The following is a 20,495-nucleotide window of genomic DNA, read 5'->3' as shown; positions in this document are numbered from 1 at the left end:
CGGAGCACAGTCGACCTTAGCGTCCCTCGCGCGTACAACGCACCGGGGAGTCGTCGGCACTACTCTGGGTCCATGGTGGACCTCGCGAAGATCACTGAGCCCTTGTCCCTCAAGCGCTTCGGGCCTCGTACCCAGGGCCCGTTGGTACTGGAACTGGATTTGACGGAGGGGGTGGTCGACGAGGCTCCGAGCGATCCGCTCAGCCAACTCATGAATCGGCGCAAACAGCACTATCTGGAGGTGCTGGAGGGGATCCGCAGAGGCGCCCGCGACCCGGAGGTGGCCGCCTTGATCGTGCGGGTGGACGCGCGCGGCCTGGGTCCGGCGAAGGTGCAGGAGCTGCGGGACACGGTCGCCGACTTCCGTGCCACCGGCAAGCCCACCGTGGCCTGGGCCGACACCTTCGGTGAGGCCGGCTCCGGCAACCTCCCCTACTACCTGGCCACCGCCTTCTCGCGGGTGGTCCTGTCCCCCACCGGCCTGGTGGGGTTGAGCGGCCTGATGTCGCGTTCCACGTTCTTCAAGGGCGCTCTGGACAAGCTCGACGTTCGTTTCGAGGGCGGGGCCCGCCACGAGTACAAGAACGCGGTCGACCCCTTCACCCGGACCGGCTACAGCGACGCCCACCGTGAGGCGACCGGTCGGATCGTGGAGTCGATGAACGACCAGATCGTCGAGGCCGTGGCCGAGAGCCGGGGACTCACCGCCGAGCGTGTGCGCGAGCTGATCGACACCGCCCCGATCCTGGCCTCCGAGGCCCTGGAGGCCGGCCTGGTCGACCGGCTCGCCTACCGGGACGAGGTCTACGCCGAACTCAACGAGCAGGTGCGCGGCAAGGCCGACAAGGCCCCGGACCCCGCGCTCCAGTTCGTCACCCGTTACCACCGCCGCCACACCTCGCCGCCCAAGCCGAGGATCGCCGACCAGGAGGCCCACGTCGCCCTGATCTCCGCGAGCGGCGGCATCTCCCTGGGCAAGAGCCGTCGTTCGCCGATGGGCGGCACCGTGATGGGCTCGGACACCGTCTGCGCCGCCTTCCGCGCCGCCCGGCAGGACCCCCGTATCAAGGCCGTGGTGTTCCGCGTGGACAGCGGCGGCGGCTCCGCCATCGCCTCGGACCTGATCCGCCGCGAGAGCCAATTGACCCGTGAGGCGGGCAAGCCGGTCGTCACATCGATGGGCGACGTCGCCGGCTCCGGCGGCTACTACGTGGCGTTGGGTTCCGACGCGATCGTGGCCGAGCCCGCCACCATCACCGGTTCCATCGGCGTGCTCACCGGCAAGCTGGTCCTGGGCCCGCTCAAGGAACGCTTCGGGATCACCTCGGACTCGGTGAGCGAGGGCGCGCACGCGGGCATGTTCGACTCCGAGGAGGGTTTCGACGAGTCCGAGTGGGAGCGGATCAACACCCTTCTGGACGACATCTACCAGGACTTCGTCTCGAAGGTCGCCGCCGCGCGCGGCCGGACCTGGGACGAGATCCACGAGGTCGCCAAGGGCCGGATCTGGACCGGGGCCGACGCCCGCGAGCGCGGTCTGGTGGACGAGCTGGGCGGGATCGAGACGGCCGTGCGTATCGCCAGGGCCAAGGCCGACGTCGGTCCGCTGCCGCTGCGCGTCTTCCCGCGGCCGCATCCTCTGGACCGCCTCCGTCAGCACGAGTCCAGCGAGGACCTGGCCTCCTCCGACCCGCAGACCGTGCTGAGCGCCTGGGGCCCGTTGGAGCACATGGCGGCCCGTCTGGGTCTGCCCGCCGCCGGCCCGTTGACCATGCCGGGGTCGTGGGAGATCCGTTGAGCGTGGACGGCGGGGCCTACCTGGAGGCCATGGCGTTGGCTCCGACCGGGGTGACCGTGGTGACCATCTCCGACGGGCGCGACGACATCGGGGCGACCGTGAGCTCGTTCGTGTCGATCTCGGTCGATCCTCCGGTGGTGATGTTGAGCGTGGACGCCGAGGGGTACGTCGCCGAGGTCGTCGAGGAGGTCGGCGCCTTCGCGGTGAGCGTGCTCCACGCCGACCAGCTCGCCCTGGCGGGGCGTTTCGCCGCCGAGGGTCGACCCAGCGCCCGCCTGTTGGTGTCGGGGCAGCCGCACCACCGGGGCGAACATACGAACGCGATCGTCCTGGACGAGGCGTTGACCGCCCTGGAGTGCTCGGTGCGCCAGAGGGTGGAGGTCGGCGACCACGTGGTGTTCTTCGCCGACGTGATCGGGATCCCCGTGGCGGGGTCCGGACGGAACGAGAAGGCGATGGTGCGCTGGGCCGGCCGCTACCACGCCGTGGAACGCTGAACGGGGCGGGGCCGACGTCGATCGGCCCCGCCCCGTCCCGTGCGGTACCGCTCAGGCCAGGTTCTCGCCCTCCAGCCATTCTCGGGCGACGTCGGCGGGGCTCTCGTTGTCGACCATGACCTGCTCGTTGAGCCGGGTCAGTTCCTCTGTGGTCAGCGCGGCCGAGACGGTGTCGATCTTGTCCCGGGCCCGGTCGTCGACCTGGTCGGTGTTGATCAGCGGCGTGATGTTCTGCGCGCCGAAGAGGTTCTCCGGGTCCTCCAGGACGACGAGGTCCTCGACCGCGATCAGCGGGTCGGTCGTGAAGAGGTTGGCCGCCTGGATGTCGCCGTCGGAGAGCGCCTTGGTCAGGAGCGCGGCGTCCAGGGCGCGGAACCCGCCGAACTCGACGCCGTACACCGATTCCAGTCCGGGAACGCCCTGGCGTCTGGTCTCGAACTCGGGGGGCGCGCCGAGGGTCATGTCCCCGGCGACGTCGGCCAGGTCGGCGATGGTGGTGAGGTCGTTCTCCTCCGCGGTCTCGCGGGTGACGGTCACCGAGTCCTTGTTCTCGGCGCTGGAGGAGTCGAGGATCTCCAGACCGTCGGGGAGCGCCTCGGTGATGGCCTCGTTGGTCTCCGCGCCGTCACCGATCTCGGCGTCGGGGTCGAGGTAGAAGAGGATCCCGCCGTTGTACTCGGGGAAGAGCGAGAGCGCTCCGGACTCGATCTGGTCGTAGTACACCTCGCGACTGCCGATGTTGAGCTGATACTCGACGTCCACGCCCTCGGCCTCCAGGGCGCGTCCGTAGATCTCGGCGAGCAGGGTGCTCTCGGGGAAGTCGGCGGAGCCGATGACGATGGCTCCATCACCACCGCCCCCGCCTTCGGTGTCCTGGCCCTCCTCGAAGGGGTCGCTGCCGCCACAGGAGGTCAGCAGGACGGCCGCAAGGGGGAGCCCGATGAGGGCGAACCTCGTGTTCATGTGCGTTTCCTTAACTCTGAGATCGGTCGCCGATCCGTTCAGCGCGCCGCCGCGGCCTCGGCCCGCAGTCCGGGTGCGACGAGGAGTCGCCGCAACCCGGCGAACAGGAGTGTGGTGAGCACGGCCAGCCCCACCACGAGTACGGAGCCGCCCAACAGCATCGACAGGTCCTGGCGCGCCTGCCCGTCGACGATGTAGCGGCCCAGACCGCCCACGCCGACGTAGGCGGCGATGGTGGCGGTGGCGATGACCTGGACGGCGGCGGTGCGCATGCCGAGCAGGATGAGCGGGGTGGCCACCGGCAGTTCGAGCTTGAACAGCACCTCGCGTCCGCGCATCCCCATGCCCAGGGCCGCGTCCTTGAGCCGGGCGTCCACGCCCCGCACCCCTTCGTGGGTGTTGACGAGGATCGGCGGTACGGCGAGCGCGACCAGGGCGCACACGACCGGGACCAGGCCGATGCCGGCCAACAGCACGATGAGGAAGAGCACGCCGATGGTGGGCAGGGCCCGGGCGAAGTTGGCGAGGCTGGTGGTGAGGAACCCGCCGACCCCGGTGTGGCCGGTCAGCAGGCCCACGGGAACGGCGATGGCGGCCGACAGGGCCAGGGCGAGCAGGGAGTAGTAGACGTGTTCGAGGACCCTGGTCGGGATCCCCGCGGGTCCGGTCCACTGGGCGGGGTCGCTGAACCAGTCGACCAGCAGGGTCATGACGTTCACGGTGATTCCCCTTGCTCGAGGGCGGTTCCGTCTCCGGCCGCGGCGGTCTCCGCCCGTACCGCCTTCTTGCGGAACGTACGTCCCCCGCCCGTGTGCGCCCAAGGGGTGAGCAGGCGTTGGGCGATCACGAGCACGGCGTCGGTGGCCAGTGCCAGCAGGACGATGAGGACGATGCCCACCACGATGGGCGCGTCGAACTGGCGGCGGAAGCCCTCACTGACGATGAGCTGTCCCAGACCGCCCAGGCCGACCAGCGAGGCGACGCTGACCATGCTGATGGTGGCGACCGACGCCACCCGCAGTCCGGCGATGATCACCGGTACCGCCACGGGCGTCTCCACGAACACCAGGCGGCGCAGCGGGCCGAAGCCCATGGCGACGGCGGCCTGACGAACGTGTTCGGGGACCTGGCGCAGACCGTCCACCACGTTGGGCAGCAGGATCACCAGTGTGTAGAGCGCGAGCGGTACGACCGCGGTCCAGTCGCTGAAGCCGGTGTAGGGCAGCATCAGGAAGAACAGGGCGATGGAGGGCACCGCGTAGAGCACGTTGACGCCGGTCAGGACCGGTGGGTAGACCGGTCTCCAGCGCACGCAGGCCAGCCCCAGCGGCAGCGCGATGATCAGCCCGATGAGAATGGACCCGTAGGCGAGCCGCATGTGCTCCAGTAGTCGGGGCAGGATGCCGCGGTTCGGGTCGCCCGGGTGGCTCCAGTCGGCCACCGCCCAGTCGACCACTCTCAGCACCCAGTCGAGGACTCCCGCTCCCCCGGACGCGTCCGCGGCGATCACTCGGACACCGACCAGATCGCGGCGCCCAGGTCCTCCTGGGAGACCACTCCGAGGACGGCGCCCTCGTCGTCGACGCCCACGGCGCGTCCCGCCGGAGAGAGCACGGCCGCGTCCAGCGCGGCGCGCAGCGAATCGGTGGCCACGTCGAAGGTGTGCCCGTAGGGGGCCATCTCCAGCGTTCCGAGTGTGAGGCCGGCGGGCTTGTCGATGAGCTGGGCGGCGTCGACCCATCCCAGGGGCGCGCGGTTCTCGTCGACGACGAGCACCCAGGGTTCACCGTCGCCCTCGACCACGTCGCGGGCCCGTTCGACCCGGTCCTCGGTGTCGAAGACGACGTCCTGACGTAGTGAGAGCTGCCGCGCGGGGAAGAAGGACAGGCGGCGCACCCCTCGGTCGTAACCCACGAAGGACTCCACGAAGTCGTCCACGGGGCGGGCCAGGAGGTGTTCGGGCGCGTCGTACTGGGCGAGCTCGCCGCCGGGTCGGAAGACCGCGATCCGGTCGCCCAGTCGCACCGCCTCGTCGATGTCGTGGGTGACGAACACGATGGTCTTGTGCAGTTCCTGTTGGAGGCGCAGCAGCTCCTCCTGGAGTCCGGCGCGTACGACGGGGTCGACCGCGCTGAAGGGTTCGTCCATGAGCAGGACCGGGGGGTCGGCGGCCAGCGCCCGGGCGACCCCGACCCGTTGTTGTTGCCCGCCGGAGAGTTGGTGGGGGTAGCGCTTGGCCTGGGAGGCCTCCAGCCCGACCAGTTCCATGAGTTCGGCGGCGCGGGCCCGCGCCTTGCGGCGGTTCCATCCCAGGAGCAGGGGGACGGTGGCGATGTTGTCCAGGATGGTGCGGTGCGGGAAGAGTCCGGCCTGCTGGATGACGTAGCCGATGGAGCGGCGCAGCAGGGCTGGGTCCTGGTCTCGGATGTCGGCGCCGTCGATGCGGATGGTGCCGTGCGTGGGCTCGACCATGCGGTTGATCATCCGCAGAGAGGTGGTCTTGCCACTACCGGAGGGCCCCACGAAGACCGTCGTCCGTCCGGTCTCGACGGTCAGGTCCAGGCCGGCGACGGCGACGGTTCCGTCGGGGTAGATCTTGGCGGCGCCCTCGAACGTGATCATCGGGCTCTCCTTCGGGGGCGGATGGTGCGGTGATCGCCCGGGTTACGGGGTCCGGGAACGTCGGGCGGCCGGAGACCGTTGCGACGTTACCCGAGCATGCGATGGACAAACCGTTACGACGCGGTCCGTGATGGGACCGTCCACCATTTCCTACATTATAAGTAGGGAATATGTTCGCGAGGGCGCGCGCCGCATGGGGCGGGGCGGCACCTCAGGCCGCGCTCCGAGAGATCGCCCATGCGGCGAGACGGTGCAGATCGTCCACGATCACGTCGGCCTTCTCCGCCTCCGGGAAGGCCGCGTGACGGTAACCGTAGATCCCACGACGCAACAGGGCGGCGCTCATGCCGGCGGCCCGGGCGGGCAGGACGTCGTTGTCGACACGGTCGCCGACGTAGAGGATCTCCTCCGCGGAGATCCCGGGCGTATGCTCGACCGCCAGTTCGAGGGTCCGATCGAAGAACCCTGAGGCGGGCTTGGCCACGCCCCAGGTGTCGGAGATGCCGATGCCGGCGACTCCGAGGTTCATCGACTCCAGCTTCGGACCGGCCTCGACCGGCTGGTTGCCCGCGATGAGGAGGGTCAGACCGGCCTCGCGCATCGCGGCGAAGGCGGGGCGCACATCGGGGTACAGATCGGACTCGCCGAAGTGCTCGCGTTCACCGTCGGGCTCCTCCGCGCGCCAACGGGCGCTCTCCGACTCCAGGTCGAAGCCGGGGACCAGGAGCCGGAACCCGTCGGTGAGGGTGCCTCCGGTGGCGATGACGCCACCGATGGTGCCGAAGAACGCCATGTGCGGGATCGCGAAACGGTCGGCCCAGCGCGCGAAGATGCGCGTCTCGTCGACCAGCGTCTCTCCGACATCGAACACCACAGTACGAATTGCCACGATTAGGGAGTTTACACAGCGCCCTCTTCCGGTTCCTCCGCACGAGCGCCCCATCCGCGCGGGTGTGACGAGCGCCCCGCCGTGCGCCCGCGACCTCAGTTCGGGGGGCGCAGGACGGCGAAGGCGTCCGTGATCTCCAGTTCCCTCGCCCGAAAGCGGAAGAGCGCGGCGGGCCGCCCACCGGAGCGCCCCGAGGGCACGGAGCGACCGGTCTCCTCGATCTGCCCCCGCCGGATCAGGACGCGGCGCAGATTGGTGGCGGCCACGTCGTGCCCGAGGGCCGCCCGGTAGTAGCCGGACAGCTCGGACATGGTGAATTCGGGCGGGGCCAGCGCGAAACCGACGTTGGTGTAACTGAGCTTGGCGCGAAGGCGCCTCCGTCCGGAGCGGACGAAGGTGGCGTGGTCGAAGGCCATCGGAGGCAGATCGGCGGCGGGGTGCCAGCCGGTGTCGTCGGGCACCACGGGGTCGATGTGCGCGGGGACCAGCCCCAGGTAGGCGGTGGCGAGGGTGCGCCGCTGGGGATCGCGGTCGGGGTCGCTGCGGGTCTCCAGTTGTTCGAGATGGTTCAGGTCGCGGACGTCGACCTTCTGGGCGAGTTGACGCCGGATCGAGGAGCCCAGGCTCTCGCACGCGCCGAGTCGCCCTCCGGGCAGGGCCCAGGCCCCCTCGAAGGGCGGTAGGGCCCGGCGCCACAGGAGGACGCACAGCTCCCCCGCGCGGATCTGGAGGACGACGGCGAGCGCCTCGTGCGCCGCGAGCGAACCTCCTCCGCCTCCGGAGTCGTTCGTGGCCGCTCCTACCGCGGCGGCCTGCCCGTTTACCTCCGAGATGTCCACCCTGTCCCTTCCGTTCCATGCCATGTTAAGCTTCAGCAGGTTTGTGCCTGCCAGACGAAAACCTGGTCTCGCGCACCGGTCTCCCAGGGCGCGGCGCCCGTAAGCCGCGTCCACAGCCTCAAGGAAGTAGTCGGACATGGCATCGGTCACCGCGACGGCGGACACCATGACCAGGCAGGAGTGGGCCGCCGAGGTCCGCCGCCTGGCGGACGAACGCGACGCTGTCATCCTCGCGCACAACTACCAGCGTCCGGAAATCCAGGACGTGGCCCACCACACCGGTGACTCCCTGGCCCTGTCCCGCCTGGCCGCCACGGTCGAGGCGAGCACGATCGTCTTCTGCGGCGTGCACTTCATGGCCGAGACCGCCAAGATCCTCGCACCCGAGAAGACCATCCTGCTGCCCGATCCGAACGCGGGCTGCTCGCTGGCCGACACCATCACCGCCGAGGACGTGCGGAACTGGAAGGCCCAGCACCCCGACGCGGTCGTGGTGGCCTACGTCAACACCACCGCGGCGGTCAAGGCCGAGACCGACATCTGCTGCACCTCCTCCAACGCCGCCGACGTCATCCGCTCCATCCCGGAGGACAAGGAGATCCTCTTCCTTCCGGACCAGTTCCTGGGTGCCCACGTCAAGCGGGTCACCGGCCGCGAGAACATCCACGTCTGGATGGGCGAGTGCCACGTGCACGCCGGCATCGACGGCCACACCCTGCGCGAACGCGTGGAGTCCGAGCCCGACGCCGAGGTGTACGTGCACCCCGAGTGCGGCTGCGCCACCTCCGCCCTCTACCTGGTCGGCAGCGGCGCGGTCCCCGAGGACCGGGTCAAGGTGCTCTCCACCGGCGGCATGCTCAGCGCCGCGGAGAAGACCAGCGCCTCCAAGGTGCTCATCGCCACCGAGACCGGCATGCTGCACCAGCTGCGCAACGCCAACCCGAACACCCGGTTCGAGGCGGTCAACTCCCGCGCCGAGTGCCACTACATGAAGATGATCGACGCCGACAAGCTCCTGGGGTCGCTGCGCCACGGCACCACCGAGATCACGGTCGACGCCGAGACCTCCGAGCGCGCGCGTCGTTCGGTGGAGCGGATGATCGCGATCGGTCAGCCCTCGCGCGGCGGAGAATGACCCTCTCGACCCGATACCGGTAACAGAAGTCTCACCTTCAGGACACAGGTGCTCGATTCCCGCGCACCACGCTCCCCCTGTCGCTAGCGTCACCACAGACGGCAGGGGGAGAATCGTGACCAGGGGCGACGAAAGAGACGAACCAACGGCGGTGTCGGCCGAGGCTCTTCACGATGCCCACGCCCCCGCGCTGTACCGGTACGCGTGGTCCCTGCTCGGCGACGGAGGCTCCGGAGGATCGGAGGACCCCGTCGCCGAGTCCGTGTACGAGGGACTCGTCGCCGGAGTGGTCTCCTTCTCCTCGCTCACCGACCCCGACGACCCGGGCCCCTGGCTCTACGCCCTGGTCCGCTCGGCCTGCCAGCGTCGTGGTCTGGGCCGGACCCACCCCTACACCGGACTGGCCACCGTCGCCGCCGAGGAGCCGGTGGCCCGCATGTTCTCCCGGCTGCCCGCCAGCCAACGCGAGCTGGTCGAACTGACCCTGCGCCATTCCCTGCCCACTTCGGCGATCGCGCGGATCCTGGATCTGGAGCCCGGCATCTGCGGCGAGCTGTCCCGCACGGCGATCCGCCGCGCCGCCGAGGAACTCCACCAGGGCTCCGGAACCGCACCCGAGCCCGCCGACGGAGAGGACCCCGAACCGAACGGCCCACTCTGGCGCGCCCAGGTGGAAGGGGTCACCGAGGCCCTGTCCCTGTTGTGCCCGCCGGGCCCGCCGCCCGGACTGCGCGAACGCGTCCTGGACGTCTGCGGCTCCCCCACCTCCGAGGCCGCCGCCGAACGACGACGGGTCGCCGCGCTCATGCGTCCACTGGCCGCGGACGGCTACCCCGTGCACAGGGCCCGCACCGACGGCGAGGCCCCCGCCGAAGCCCTCATCGCGGAGCCGGCGCCGAACGTCCCGGTCTCTCCCAAGGCCCTGCCCGAGGATCGACTGACCACGCGGGACCATCCCGCTTACGAGGGCACCCGCTCCCTGCTCCCGGGTCCCGACCACGACCCGGCGTCCGATCTCCTGGCCGAGCGACGACGGTGGCCGCTGCCCGCCGTCTCCGGTCTGGCCATGGTCGTGATCGTCCTGCTGCTGTGGTGGTGGGCGGGTGTCATGGGCGCGCCCCGGACACTGATCGACGCCGGGCCCGACGGTTCCCCGCCGAACAGTGAGAGCGGCGAGGTGGAGGCGCTCTCCACCGCCTCCGACGGTCGCCCCGGCGGGGCGCCCGACCCGGGCACGGACCCGGAGCGCTCCTCGACGCTCCCGCCAGACGAACCCGCCGGAACCGGGGCCGACCCCGACGAGCCACCCGAGGAGAGCGCGGGCCACCCGGAGGAGGGAACGGAGCCCGCCCCGGGCCGGACCCCCGGCACACCACCGGACGCCCCCGCGCCGAACCCGCCCCCCGCCGACGAGGACGAGGATCGGCCACCCTCGAACGAGGAGCCGGTGGAGGAGGATCCCGAGGAGGAACCGGGAGAGGAGGCGCCCGTGAACGGTACGGGCGGTTTCCTCGACGGCCTGCTCGGGCTGTTGTTCGGCGGCGACTGACCGGGGCCGCGTCTCAGAAGGAGGAGAGCAGCCGCTCCGCGGCCACGTGCAGACGCCGTTCGACCTCGTCGATGTCGCGGCGCCCCTTGAGCACCTCCACCAACTCGAAGATCCACACGCTGGTCAGGGAGCCGGCCAGGACGTATCCGATGCTCTCCCGGTCCACCTCGACCTCCTCCCGCGTGTCGATCTCCTCGGCGGCCTCCAGGTCCCCGGTGGCGACCCGCCACACCAGGTCGGTGATGCGCACGTCCAGCTCGATCTTGACCTCGGCCATGATCAGGGATCGGACCAACGCGTCGGCGAGTTCGGGCTCGCGCATGAGGCCGCGGGTGGCGCGCAGCAGGACGTCGACCGCGCGGCCGGAGGCGGTGTCGGAGGTGGGCGGACGACGGACGATGCCGCCCTCCAGGAGGTCGAGCTCCTCGGTGACCACGGCCACGACGAGATCCATCTTGGAGGGGAAGTACCGGTACAGGGTGCCCAGGGCGACCCCGGCGCGCTCGGCCACCGAGCGCATCTGCATGGCCTCGACGCCTCCGCGGACCGCCAGAGCGGCCGCGGTCTGGACGATGCGCCGACGACGCTGGGTCTGATTCCTCGTCATCGTTCCGATCGGTGCAGGCACCGCCACTGGGTCTCTCCCCTTCGTCGTCGGTCCGGGCACCTTCCGGTGGCCGCGGATCGAGGGTCGGCTCATCGGGGCCGGCACACCACCACCGGCCTTCATGAGAACACGTTATCTAACGGCTTCCCTCGCTCGCAGTGCTTCGAACCCATGATCCGCGCCTCATCGCCCGACGTGGCAAAGGCAATACGAGGTCTTGGCCCGGGCTTTCGGATCACCCGCCCGACCTGAGTAGAATACGTTCTATTTGCCTGAGCCGAAGGGTCTGGAACCCGTTCGCACCGCTTTGCCACCCCTCCCCTTCCTCTCGCACGGACCCTCCCTAGAATAGAATCAGATTCGGTTTTCGATGGAGAGGTCGACCCGGGATGCGCGACGTTCCCCCACCGGAGGACTTGGGCGAAGGACTGTGGAGCATCCCCGTGCCCGTCCCCGACAACCCGATCGGCTTCACCCACGTCTACGCCCTCCCCACCCCCGAGGGGCCCGTCCTCATCGACACCGGATGGAACCACGACACCTCCTGGGACGCTCTGGTCTCCGGTCTGGGGAAGGCCGGGCACACCGTCGACCGGGTCGTCGGCGCCGTCATCACCCACTTCCACAACGACCACTCCGGTCTCACCGGCCGACTGCGCGAGGCCTCCGGCGCCTGGATCGCCATGCACCCGCGCGACATCGACGTCCTCGACCGACTCTCCGAACACGACCCACGAGAACGCGCCGCCTCCGTGATCGCACAGATGACACGCGCGGGCTTCCCCGACGAGGACATCGAGGCCTTCCGGGCCTCCCCCACCGTCTTTCGGCCCCCGGCCCGACCGGACCTGGCCCTGAACGACGGCGAGCGCGTTCCCGTCACCGGCCTGGACCTGCGCGCCGTATGGACCCCGGGTCACACCCCCGGACACCTGTGCCTGCATCTGCCCGACCGGGCACTGCTGTTCACCGGCGACCACGTCCTGCCCCGCATCACCCCCCACGTGGGCCAGTTCCCCCTCGACTCCCCCGAAGGCGACCCGCTCGGCGACTTCCTGACCGCACAGGCCGGGATCGGAGGCCTCCCCGACGCCGACCGACTGCTATGTCTTCCCTCACACGAGACCCGCTTCACCGACCTGCCCGGACGCACCCGGCGGATCGTCTCCCACCACGAGGAACGGCTGACGGCCATGGCGGCCCTGCTCTCCCAGGGCCCCACCACACTGTGGGAACTCACCTCCCGGCTGGAATGGCGCCGCCTCTGGGAACACATGCGGATCACGGCCCGCCACATGGCCGCCTCCGAGACCGCCGCGCACCTGCGCACCCTGGAGGAGAGGAACCTGGCCGCCCGAAAGGGCCCGATGGACCTGCCCCGATGGGTCGCCGTCGATCGATCGCATCGCCCCGAATAGGATTCCCTGGACCCGAAGCCCGACGCCGCCCCCGAATGAACTCACGAGTAACATATGGGGTACGCCCACACGGCCCGGCGGCGACCACGATCGCCCACGCGACAGCGCCCACCGGGGTCCGGAACACCGGCGGCACACGACGGCGCACGGGCACGCGACCCAACGAAGAGGTGGACTCTTGACCCAGTCGGGCACAAGCACGGGACCGACCCCACGGCCGTCCGGCGACCGCCCCCTGCGCGTCGCACTCCTGTCCTACCGGAGCAAGCAGCACGTGGGCGGCCAAGGCGTGTACGTACGCCACCTCTCCCGTGAACTGGCCGCCCTCGGCCACCAGGTCACCGTGTTCTCCGGACAGCCCTACCCCGTCCTGGACGAGGGCGTCACCCTGGAGAAGATCCCCTCCCTGGACCTCTACAACGACGCCGCCCCCTTCGTCGCCCCGCCCGTACGCGAGTGGCGCGACTGGATCGACGTCCTGGAGGTCGCCACCATGTGGACCGCCGGATTCCCCGAACCCCTCACCTACTCCCTGCGCGCCAACCGCGAACTGCGCCGCCGCCTCGGCGAATTCGACGTCGTCCACGACAACCAGACCCTGGGCTGGGGACTCCTCGGCATCAAATCCGCCGGCATCCCCCTGGTCACCACCATCCACCACCCCATCAGCGTCGACCGCCGCATCGAACTCGACGAGGCCAAGGGGCTCCAGAAACTCTCCAAACGCCGCTGGTACGGGTTCGTCAAGATGCAGGCCAGGGTCGCCCGCAGGCTCGACCCCATCCTGGTCCCCTCCCGCTCCTCCGCCGACGACATCGCACGCGAGTTCGGCGTCGCCCCCGAGGCCATGGAGGTCACCCCCCTGGGCGTGGACACCCGCCACTTCCACCCCCGTCCCGACGTGGAACGCGTCCCCGGACGCATCGTGTGCACCGCCAGCGCCGACAGCCCCCTCAAGGGCGTGGGCGTCCTGTTGCGCGCCGCCGCCCGACTGGCCGCCGAACGCGACGTCTCCCTCACGATCGTCAGCAGGCCCCGCCCCGGCGGCCCCACCGACCTCCTCGTCGACGAACTCGGCCTACGCGATCGCGTGGAGTTCGTCAGCGGCATCGACGACGAGGAACTGGGACGCCTCATCTCCGGCGCGCAGATCGCCGTCGTCCCCTCCTTCTACGAGGGCTTCTCTCTCCCCGCCGTGGAGGCCATGGCCTGCGGCACCCCGCTGATCGCCAGCCACGCGGGCGCCCTCCCCGAGGTCGTCGGCACCGACGGTGACGCCGGCCGCCTCATCCCCCCGGGCGACCCCGAACGACTGGCCGACGAACTCGCCGCGCTGTTCGACGACGACGCCGAACGCGAACGCATGAGCGCCGCCGCCTGGCGCCGCGTCCAGGAACGCTTCACCTGGAAGGCCGTGGCCGAACTGACCGCGCGCCGCTACGCCACCACCATCGACGCCGTCAAGGGCACCGAGGCCCACGCCGAGGACGACCGTACGCCCGCGCCCGAGCGGGCCCGCGCCAACGGCGCCTGACCCGACCGGCCTCGCACACCACGTCCCACAGCATCGTCCCTAGGGAGCCTCCACTGATCACCGTCGACTTCAACCTGTTCCCCGTCGGTCCGGGCCACCGCGTCCTCGACCTGGGCTGCGGCGGCGGCCGCCACGCCTTCGAGATCTACCGCCGCGGCGCCGACGTGGTCGCCTTCGACCAGAACGTGAGCGACCTCGCCGAGGTCGAGACCATGTTCGCCGCCATGCGTCACGAGGGAGAGGCCCCCGAGGCCGCCTCCGCCGAGACCGTCAAGGGCGACGCCCTCGACATGCCTTTCGACAACGACCACTTCGACCGTGTCGTGGCCGCGGAGATCTTCGAGCACATCCCGCACGACACCGCCGCCATGAAGGAGCTGTACCGGGTCCTCAAGCCCGGAGGCATCGCCGCCGTCACGGTCCCCGGCTTCCTGCCCGAACGCCTCTGCTGGGCCCTCTCGGAGGAGTACCACACCAACGAGGGCGGCCACATCCGCATCTACACGCGTGCCGAACTGGAGGCCAAGCTCAAGGCCACCGGCTTCGAGATCGGCCCCCACCACCACGCCCACGCCCTCCACTCCCCCTACTGGTGGATCAAGTGCGCGGTCGGCACCGACAACAACGACCACCCGCTGGCCAAGGCCTACCACGACCTGCTGGTCTGGGACATGCTCCAGGCCCCCAAGGTGACCCGGGTGGCCGAGCGGCTCCTCAACCCGGTCATCGGCAAGAGCGTCATCGTGTACGTCCGCAAGCCGCTCACCGACGCGGCCTCCTGATGTCCGCCGTGCCCGCCCCGCCGGCCTCCACACCCCTCCACCTCCCCGGGGTCCTGCGCGCCGAACAGCTCCACCGGAACGCGGACTACCTGGCCCGCGCCCAAGAGCCCGAAGGCGCCATCCCCTGGTTCCCCGGCGGGCACACCGACGTGTGGGACCACGTGGAGTGCGCCATGGCCCTGACCGTGACCGGACTGCTCCACCCCGAGCACGCCGAGGCCGCCCGACGCTCCTACCTGTGGCTGGACACCTGCCGTCACCCCGACGGCGGCTGGCCCGCCAAGTTCCGCCAGGGCGTCCCCGTCACCCGGCTGCGCGAGGCCAACCACGCCGCCTACCCCGCCGTGGGCGTGTTCCACCACCTGCTCACCACCGGCGACACCGCCTTCGCCGAACGAATGTGGCCTGTGGTGGAGAGCGGACTGGAGTTCGTCCTGGGGCTGCGAGGCGAGCACGGGGAGATCCTCTGGGCCCGCTCCGAGGACGGCTCCCCCGGCGACCACTCCCTGCTCACGGTGTGCGCCAGCGTCCACCACGCGCTCCGCTGCGGAACCGCGCTGGGGGCACGACTGGGCCGGGAGCGCCCCGAATGGCGGACGGCCGCCGACCGGCTCTCACTGCTCATCAACGAGCGCGAGGACCTGTTCTCCGACCGCAGCCGCTTCTCGATGGACTGGTTCTACCCGATCCTGGGCGGCGCCGTACGCGGGGAGGCCGCCAAGGAGCGCATCGCCGAACGCTGGGACACCTTCGTCGTCCCCGGCCTGGGGGTGCGCTGCGTGAGCGACCAGCCCTGGGTGACCGCCGCCGAGTCCTCCGAACTCGTCCTGGCCCTGGCCGCCATGGGAGAGATCGACCAGGGGATTCGGATCCTCCGGGACGTACAACACCTGCGCGACGCCGATGACGGCGTCTACTGGACCGGCTACCAGTTCGCCGAACAGGTCCGATGGCCGGTGGAGCGCAGCACCTGGACCTCGGCCGCCGTCATCCTGGCCGTGGACGCCCTCACCGGCACCACACCGGGATCCCGGGTCTTCCTGCACGGATGGGACCGGGCACCGGACGCCGCCTGAGACACGAACCCGTCTCGCGACACCACGAAGGGCCCCGTACCAGGCGCTACGGGGCCCTTCGTGGTCATCACCCCTGGATCAGGGGCCTTCCTCACCTCGACCGGGCGGGATGTCGGGGAAACCCGTCTCCGGCTCGTCCGGCGGCGGCCAGTCCGGCTCCTGCGGCTCGGTCGGCGGTTCGATCGGCTCCTGAGGTTCCTGCGGTTCCTGAGGCTCTTGCGGTTCCTGAGGTTCCTGCGGTTCCTGAGGCTCTTGCGGTTCCTGAGGTTCCTGCGGCTGCTGGGTGGCCGGGTCCGGCGCCCAGTTCTCCGTGTTCCCGCTGAACTCCGGGCTCGGGAAGGATCCGCGCTCGTACCCCTCCATCGCCCGGGTCATGTAGCGGTTCCACATCGTGGCGGGCAGTCCACCACCGGAGATGTTGTGCCCCGGGATACTGAAACTCTCGTTGTTCCCGCTGTAGACACCCACCGCCGTGGACAACTGCGGGGTGTACCCCACGAACCACGCCGCCACGCTGCCGTCGGTCGTACCGGTCTTACCCGCGACCGGGTGATCCCACAGCCGCGCGGCCGTACCGGTACCGCTGTTGACGACCTGCTCCAGGGCGTAGGTGACGTCCGCCGCGGTGGAGTCCTTCAGGGCCCGCTCGCCCTCCACCTCGGGACGCTCGTTCTCCCCGTCCTGGTTGACGATCTCCCGGATGACGTGCGCCTCCATGTGCACGCCACCGTTGGCGAAGGTCGCGAACCCACTGGCCTGGTCGATCGGACGGACGCTGGTCGCGCCCAAGGGCATGACCGGCACGAGCTGGTTGTCGTCGATGCTGCCCTCGGGCAGACCCACGTCGTAGGCGGTCTGACGGATCTCCTCGAACCCGACCTCCTGCGCCAACTCCACGAAGCCCAGGTTGTTGGAGACCTGGGTCGCCTGGGTCAGCGTCATGACGCCACCCGGAGAGTTGCCCGCGTTCTGCACCCGGGACCCCTGGATGTCGCGCGGACCACGACCGTCCACCGTGGAGTTGAGCCCGTAACCCTGCTCCAGGGCGGTGGCCAGCACGTAGGGCTTGAACGCCGAACCGGCCTGCGCGGCGCCCAGGAAGGAGCTGTCGTACTGGTTCTCGATGTAGTCGTGCCCACCGTAGAAGGCCACGACCTCACCGGTCGCCGGATCGATGGTGCTCACCCCGATGTTCACGCCCTCGGGGAGGTTCTCCTGAGGAACCATCTCCTCGACCGTCTCGTAGGCCGCGTCCATCATGTCCTCGTCGAAGGTCGTGACGATCTTGTAGCCCTGACGGTTGACGTGGTCCTCGGTGTAGCCGAGCCGGTTCAGCTCGTTCATCGCCTCCTGGAGCATGTAGCCGTTGTAACCGGACACGTCGGCGCCGGTCATGGAGCGCTCCGGCTCGGGGGCCGGGAACTCCATCTCGTCGGCCTCCTCCTGGGTGATCGCCCCGGTGGTGACCATGCCGTCGACGACGTACTGCCAACGGTTCTCCATCGCCGGCGTGGTCTCGACGTCGGCGTAGCCGAAACGGGTCGGCTGCTGAATGGCCGCGGCCAGGAAGGCCGCCTCGCCGGGGGTGATCTCCTCGACGTCCTTGTGGTAGTACGCCTGAGCGGCGGCCTGGACACCGTAGGCCTGACGACCGAAGTAGATGGTGTTGAGGTACTGCTCCATCACCCACTCCTTGTCCTCGCTCTGGTCCACCTTGATCGCGATGATGATCTCCTGGACCTTGCGGGACACGGTCTGCTCCAGCGACACCCCTTCGTAGTAGTTGCGCACCATCTGCTGGGTGACGGTCGAGCCGCCCTGGACCTGCTCACCGCTGACCGTCGACCACACCGCACGCATGGTGCCGCTCAGCGAGACACCGGGCTCGTCCCAGAAACCGCGGTCCTCGGCGGAGATGACCGCCTCGACGACGTGGTCGCCACCAGCGACCATCCGGTCGTAGTCGATCACCTCACGGTCGGTACCCCGGTAGGCGAACTCGGTCTCCCCATCGGAGAAGTAGAAGGTCGAGCCCTGCTCCACGGCGTCGGCCTTGGCCGCGTCCGGGACCTCCACGGTCATGTAGAAGAAGGCGAACACACCGCAACCGGTCACGATCATCAGACCGATCACGATGAGGACGACCCGCAGAATCCGCCACCACAGCGGCTTCTTCGCGCCCTTCCCCTTATTCTTGCCGTTCTTTCCGCCGCCCGACCCCTGCGAGCCTTCAGGGCCGTCCTTCGGACCATCGGGCCCACCGGGTCCACCCGTGCCCGCGCCGCCGCCGGCGGCGGCCACACCCGCGGCCCCCGCGGCTCCGGCGACGGCACCCACCACGCTCGTGGCATCGCCGTCGCCCTTGGACTCCTCCTCCGACACGTAATCGGACAGACGTCGAGGCTTCGGCCACAGGGATCCGTCGCCATCCGCCTCGGAGTTCGTCTCGGACTCCCCAGGGCCCGTGTCCTCGGTCTCGGCGGGGGTGGACGGCTCGGTGCCGCCCCCTTCCTCACCGGAGGCCCGGTCCGTGAGCGGACCTCCCACCGGCATGGCCTCGGTCCGCGGGGCCTCCTGCTCGGAGTCCTTCTTCGGAGGGGTGAAGGGAAGAGTGTTCGGACCGGCGTCGGCCTCGGCCGGCTCCGTGTCCTTCTCGGAGGCCTCCGCCCCCTCGTCCGTGTTCACCGAGGCCGCGGAGGCGACGGCGTCCGCCGATTCCGCGCTCCGGTCCTCGGGTCTTCCCGGTTCCTCCGCCGACACCGGCTCCGAGGTCTGCGTCCCGGAGGTCTCCGGGTCCCCCTGGGGGTTCTCATCATCAGCCGAGGACGAGGGATCCTCGTCGTCGGCCGCGGAGGCCGTCTCCGATGCCCCGGAGCCGCTCGCGGAGGACTTCTCCGGGTCCTCGTCGGGCTCGCCCTTCGAAGTAGTGGGCTCGCCGTCGAGGTCCGACCCGTCGGACACGTCGTCGGCCTCCTCCGCGAAGGGGGCGGAGGAGGTGGTCGTGTCGGTGTCGTCGTTCCCGGCCTCGTCGGTCCGGTCGCTCGTGTCGGTCTCGTCCTCGGCGGACGCCCCCTTGGAATCCCCGGAGGCCTCTTCCGTCGATTCTCCCCCTAGTTCGAAACCCTGTTCCGCGAGGGTCTGCGCCACCCGGTCGCGGAAGAAGGTGCCACTGGTCTTGAACGCGGAGGCACCCGCGATGAATTCGGGTTCGGGCGTCTCCCCGCCCCCCGAGTCCTCCTCTACGGATGAGTTCCCATCGGATTGATTCTCATCGGTAGCGGGTAGGTCACTCCGGGGTGTCGTCTGATTGGACAGTTCCTCGGTAGAGGTGTCTTTCGTCTCCGGCGTGTTCGACTCGGGACGCTGTCCATCCGTCCCGTCGTTGCCGCGTGTGCTCTCGCTCAGCTCCCCGCCCCCATGGCAAATCACGTCCGGCACTGTGCCGTCCTGCTATTCGACGCGCGAGTGCCCCTGATCGTTCAGTTCGAGTCAGGTCTGAAGCGGTATTCCGGGGAAAATCGCCACCATCGCTCCACCCTCACCGCCACGATACCCGCCCGTAACCGCGCTAAGGTCGAATCCGTAACCGCGCGGTGACTTCTTACCCAAGGCTTACCCTTACCCGGCGTGTTCTGCGTGACGTACTCATCACCCTGTGATCCACACCAAGGGGAACGGGGCCCGGGAGACGAGCCCCGAAGATCCTCGGAATCAGGAAGTGCGTTCGAGGACGCGCATGGAACCGACCACGCGCACCTCCTCGAAGCGCCCACTGTCCAAGGCCCGGCGGTAGATGTTGTAGGGAGGGCGACCGCCGTCCGCGGGGTCGGGGAAGACGTCGTGGATGACCAGGGCCCCTCCGATCGCGATGTGCGGGGTCCAACCCTCGTAGTCGTTCTGGGCGGCCTCCTCGCTGTGACCACCGTCGATGAACAGCATCCCGAGCTCGGTGCCCCAGATCGCGGCCACCGCCACCGAGGCGCCCGCGATCGCGATGACCTCGTCGTCCAGTCCCGCCTCGGTGATGGTCCGCCGAAAGTGCGGGAGGGTGTCGAACCTCTTCGTCACCGGGTCGATGAGGGTGGGGTCGTGGTACTCCCAACCCTCCTGGTGCTCCTCCGAGCCCCGATGGTGATCGACCGTCACGACCTTGGCACCGCTAACCCTGGCGGCGGCGCCGAGGAAGACCGTGGACTTGCCACAGTAGGTACCGATCTCCACGATGGGACCGCGATCGGCGTAGGCCAGGGCCGTCTCGTACAGGGCCAGACCCTCGTCCGTGGGCATGAAGCCCTTGGCCGCCTCGGCTGCGGTCAGGAGCTCCGCGGGAATCGTCTTCGTCATGACGGAATTCTCCCACTCCCTTGAACGAGGCCGCCCACCGCACCGTTCACAAGGAACTTCCGGGCATAAAAAAGGGGGGCACCCCAAGGCACCCCCCAACACACAAAAAAGAAAGGGACACCCCCACAACAGGGGCGCCCCTTCCTCCAAGAAAAACCGTGGCAGCGACCTACTCTCCCACCCCACCACAGGGCAGTACCATCAGCGCAAAGAGACTTAACGACCGGGTTCGGAATGAGACCGGGTGTGACCCTCCAGCAATAACCACCACGGAAACCAACCCCCACACCCCAGACCACCCACCAGGCAACCAGGACACGGGGAAAAAATCCGTGAAAAATGTGCGCGAACATCCAATTATCTGCAGCGGACAAGCCCTCGGCCTATTAGTACCGGTCAGCTCCACCCCTCACAAGGCTTCCACACCCGGCCTATCAACCCCG

17 protein-coding genes and 1 rRNA gene are annotated in these 20,495 nt (G+C 69.5%); 8 read left to right on the top strand and 10 right to left on the bottom strand.

Features of this window, described 5'->3' with window-relative positions:
* Positions 1–72: 72 nt before the first annotated feature.
* Together sppA and U9J66_RS17050 are read left to right on the top strand one after the other, a co-directional pair.
* Positions 73–1,797, top strand: coding sequence for a signal peptide peptidase SppA (gene sppA / locus U9J66_RS17055; RefSeq protein ID WP_026125336.1), 1,725 nt, complete (start codon positions 73–75; stop codon positions 1,795–1,797).
* Between the two features lie 29 nt (positions 1,798–1,826).
* Positions 1,827–2,294 (top strand): flavin reductase family protein, encoded by a 468-nt coding sequence (locus U9J66_RS17050; protein ID WP_326338233.1) that lies wholly within the window; start codon positions 1,827–1,829, stop codon positions 2,292–2,294.
* Between the two features lie 51 nt (positions 2,295–2,345).
* Here U9J66_RS17050 and U9J66_RS17045 read toward each other — a convergent pair whose 3' ends face one another.
* The 6 genes from U9J66_RS17045 to U9J66_RS17020 form a co-directional block, all read right to left on the bottom strand.
* Positions 2,346–3,257, bottom strand: a complete 912-nt coding sequence (locus U9J66_RS17045; protein WP_014910240.1) for an ABC transporter substrate-binding protein — start codon at positions 3,255–3,257, stop codon at positions 2,346–2,348.
* 38 nt (positions 3,258–3,295) lie between these two features.
* Positions 3,296–3,967, bottom strand: a complete 672-nt coding sequence (locus tag U9J66_RS17040) for an ABC transporter permease (RefSeq protein WP_202423192.1) — start codon at positions 3,965–3,967, stop codon at positions 3,296–3,298.
* 5 nt (positions 3,968–3,972) lie between these two features.
* On the bottom strand, positions 3,973–4,767 hold the full coding sequence (locus U9J66_RS17035; RefSeq protein ID WP_014909410.1) for an ABC transporter permease: 795 nt from the start codon (positions 4,765–4,767) through the stop codon (positions 3,973–3,975).
* Positions 4,764–5,879: an ATP-binding cassette domain-containing protein gene (locus U9J66_RS17030; RefSeq protein ID WP_326338150.1), complete on the bottom strand. Its 1,116-nt coding sequence runs from the start codon at positions 5,877–5,879 to the stop codon at positions 4,764–4,766. Before U9J66_RS17030 ends, U9J66_RS17035 begins: the two co-directional genes overlap by 4 nt.
* A gap of 211 nt (positions 5,880–6,090) precedes the next feature.
* Positions 6,091–6,753 carry an HAD family hydrolase gene (locus tag U9J66_RS17025; RefSeq protein WP_014911316.1) on the bottom strand — a complete coding sequence of 221 codons (663 nt, stop codon included), beginning with the start codon at positions 6,751–6,753 and terminating at the stop codon, positions 6,091–6,093.
* Positions 6,754–6,863: 110 nt separating this feature from the next.
* Positions 6,864–7,607 (bottom strand): NUDIX hydrolase, encoded by a 744-nt coding sequence (locus U9J66_RS17020; RefSeq protein WP_014913429.1) that lies wholly within the window; start codon positions 7,605–7,607, stop codon positions 6,864–6,866.
* A gap of 136 nt (positions 7,608–7,743) precedes the next feature.
* On the opposite strand from U9J66_RS17020, the gene nadA reads away from it, so the two are divergent.
* A complete protein-coding gene (gene nadA / locus U9J66_RS17015; RefSeq protein WP_014912387.1) occupies positions 7,744–8,742 on the top strand; it encodes a quinolinate synthase NadA in 999 nt (332 codons plus the stop codon).
* Positions 8,743–8,893: 151 nt separating this feature from the next.
* Complete coding sequence (locus tag U9J66_RS17010; RefSeq protein WP_326338148.1) at positions 8,894–10,291, top strand: RNA polymerase sigma factor; 1,398 nt, start codon at positions 8,894–8,896, stop codon at positions 10,289–10,291.
* 13 nt (positions 10,292–10,304) lie between these two features.
* Here U9J66_RS17010 and U9J66_RS17005 read toward each other — a convergent pair whose 3' ends face one another.
* A complete protein-coding gene (locus U9J66_RS17005) occupies positions 10,305–10,925 on the bottom strand; it encodes a TetR family transcriptional regulator (protein WP_326338147.1) in 621 nt (206 codons plus the stop codon).
* Positions 10,926–11,287: 362 nt separating this feature from the next.
* On the opposite strand from U9J66_RS17005, the gene U9J66_RS17000 reads away from it, so the two are divergent.
* The 4 genes from U9J66_RS17000 to U9J66_RS16985 all read left to right on the top strand — a co-directional run bounded on the left by U9J66_RS17000 (position 11,288) and on the right by U9J66_RS16985 (position 15,708).
* Entirely contained in the window at positions 11,288–12,316 is a 1,029-nt protein-coding gene (locus U9J66_RS17000; protein WP_326338146.1) for an MBL fold metallo-hydrolase, read from the top strand.
* Between the two features lie 178 nt (positions 12,317–12,494).
* Positions 12,495–13,850: a glycosyltransferase family 4 protein gene (locus U9J66_RS16995; RefSeq protein WP_326338145.1), complete on the top strand. Its 1,356-nt coding sequence runs from the start codon at positions 12,495–12,497 to the stop codon at positions 13,848–13,850.
* Positions 13,851–13,903: 53 nt separating this feature from the next.
* On the top strand, positions 13,904–14,632 hold the full coding sequence (locus U9J66_RS16990) for a class I SAM-dependent methyltransferase (protein WP_042284047.1): 729 nt from the start codon (positions 13,904–13,906) through the stop codon (positions 14,630–14,632).
* On the top strand, positions 14,632–15,708 hold the full coding sequence (locus U9J66_RS16985) for a prenyltransferase (protein ID WP_326338144.1): 1,077 nt from the start codon (positions 14,632–14,634) through the stop codon (positions 15,706–15,708). The genes U9J66_RS16990 and U9J66_RS16985 overlap by 1 nt, the downstream gene beginning before the upstream one ends.
* A gap of 78 nt (positions 15,709–15,786) precedes the next feature.
* Here U9J66_RS16985 and U9J66_RS16980 read toward each other — a convergent pair whose 3' ends face one another.
* From U9J66_RS16980 to rrf, 3 genes are all read right to left on the bottom strand, one after another.
* The gene (locus U9J66_RS16980) at positions 15,787–19,146 is read right to left on the bottom strand and encodes a transglycosylase domain-containing protein (protein WP_326338143.1); all 3,360 of its coding nucleotides are present in this window, start codon (positions 19,144–19,146) and stop codon (positions 15,787–15,789) included.
* A gap of 273 nt (positions 19,147–19,419) precedes the next feature.
* Positions 19,420–20,052, bottom strand: coding sequence for a class I SAM-dependent methyltransferase (locus U9J66_RS16975; RefSeq protein ID WP_014912271.1), 633 nt, complete (start codon positions 20,050–20,052; stop codon positions 19,420–19,422).
* A 156-nt stretch (positions 20,053–20,208) separates the two neighbouring features.
* Positions 20,209–20,324, bottom strand: a 5S ribosomal RNA gene (gene rrf, locus U9J66_RS16970).
* Positions 20,325–20,495: the final 171 nt, after the last annotated feature.

This window comes from Nocardiopsis sp. LDBS1602 (genome assembly GCF_035818715.1).
Taxonomy (GTDB): Bacteria; Actinomycetota; Actinomycetes; order Streptosporangiales; family Streptosporangiaceae; genus Nocardiopsis; species Nocardiopsis alba.
Note: the sequence above shows the minus strand (reverse complement) of the source record. Positions and strands in the feature narration are given on the sequence as shown.

Excerpts from the sequence above, each read along its gene's own strand:
- U9J66_RS16985 (WP_326338144.1), top strand. The coding sequence starts at position 14,632 with ATGTCCGCCGTGCCCGCCCCGCCGGCCTCCACACCCCTCCACCTCCCC.
- U9J66_RS17045 (WP_014910240.1), bottom strand. The coding sequence starts at position 3,257 with ATGAACACGAGGTTCGCCCTCATCGGGCTCCCCCTTGCGGCCGTCCTG.
- sppA (WP_026125336.1), top strand. The coding sequence starts at position 73 with ATGGTGGACCTCGCGAAGATCACTGAGCCCTTGTCCCTCAAGCGCTTC.
- U9J66_RS17050 (WP_326338233.1), top strand. The coding sequence starts at position 1,827 with ATGGCGTTGGCTCCGACCGGGGTGACCGTGGTGACCATCTCCGACGGG.
- nadA (WP_014912387.1), top strand. The coding sequence starts at position 7,744 with ATGGCATCGGTCACCGCGACGGCGGACACCATGACCAGGCAGGAGTGG.
- U9J66_RS16975 (WP_014912271.1), bottom strand. The coding sequence starts at position 20,052 with ATGACGAAGACGATTCCCGCGGAGCTCCTGACCGCAGCCGAGGCGGCC.
- U9J66_RS17000 (WP_326338146.1), top strand. The coding sequence starts at position 11,288 with ATGCGCGACGTTCCCCCACCGGAGGACTTGGGCGAAGGACTGTGGAGC.
- U9J66_RS17040 (WP_202423192.1), bottom strand. The coding sequence starts at position 3,967 with ATGACCCTGCTGGTCGACTGGTTCAGCGACCCCGCCCAGTGGACCGGA.
- U9J66_RS17030 (WP_326338150.1), bottom strand. The coding sequence starts at position 5,879 with ATGATCACGTTCGAGGGCGCCGCCAAGATCTACCCCGACGGAACCGTC.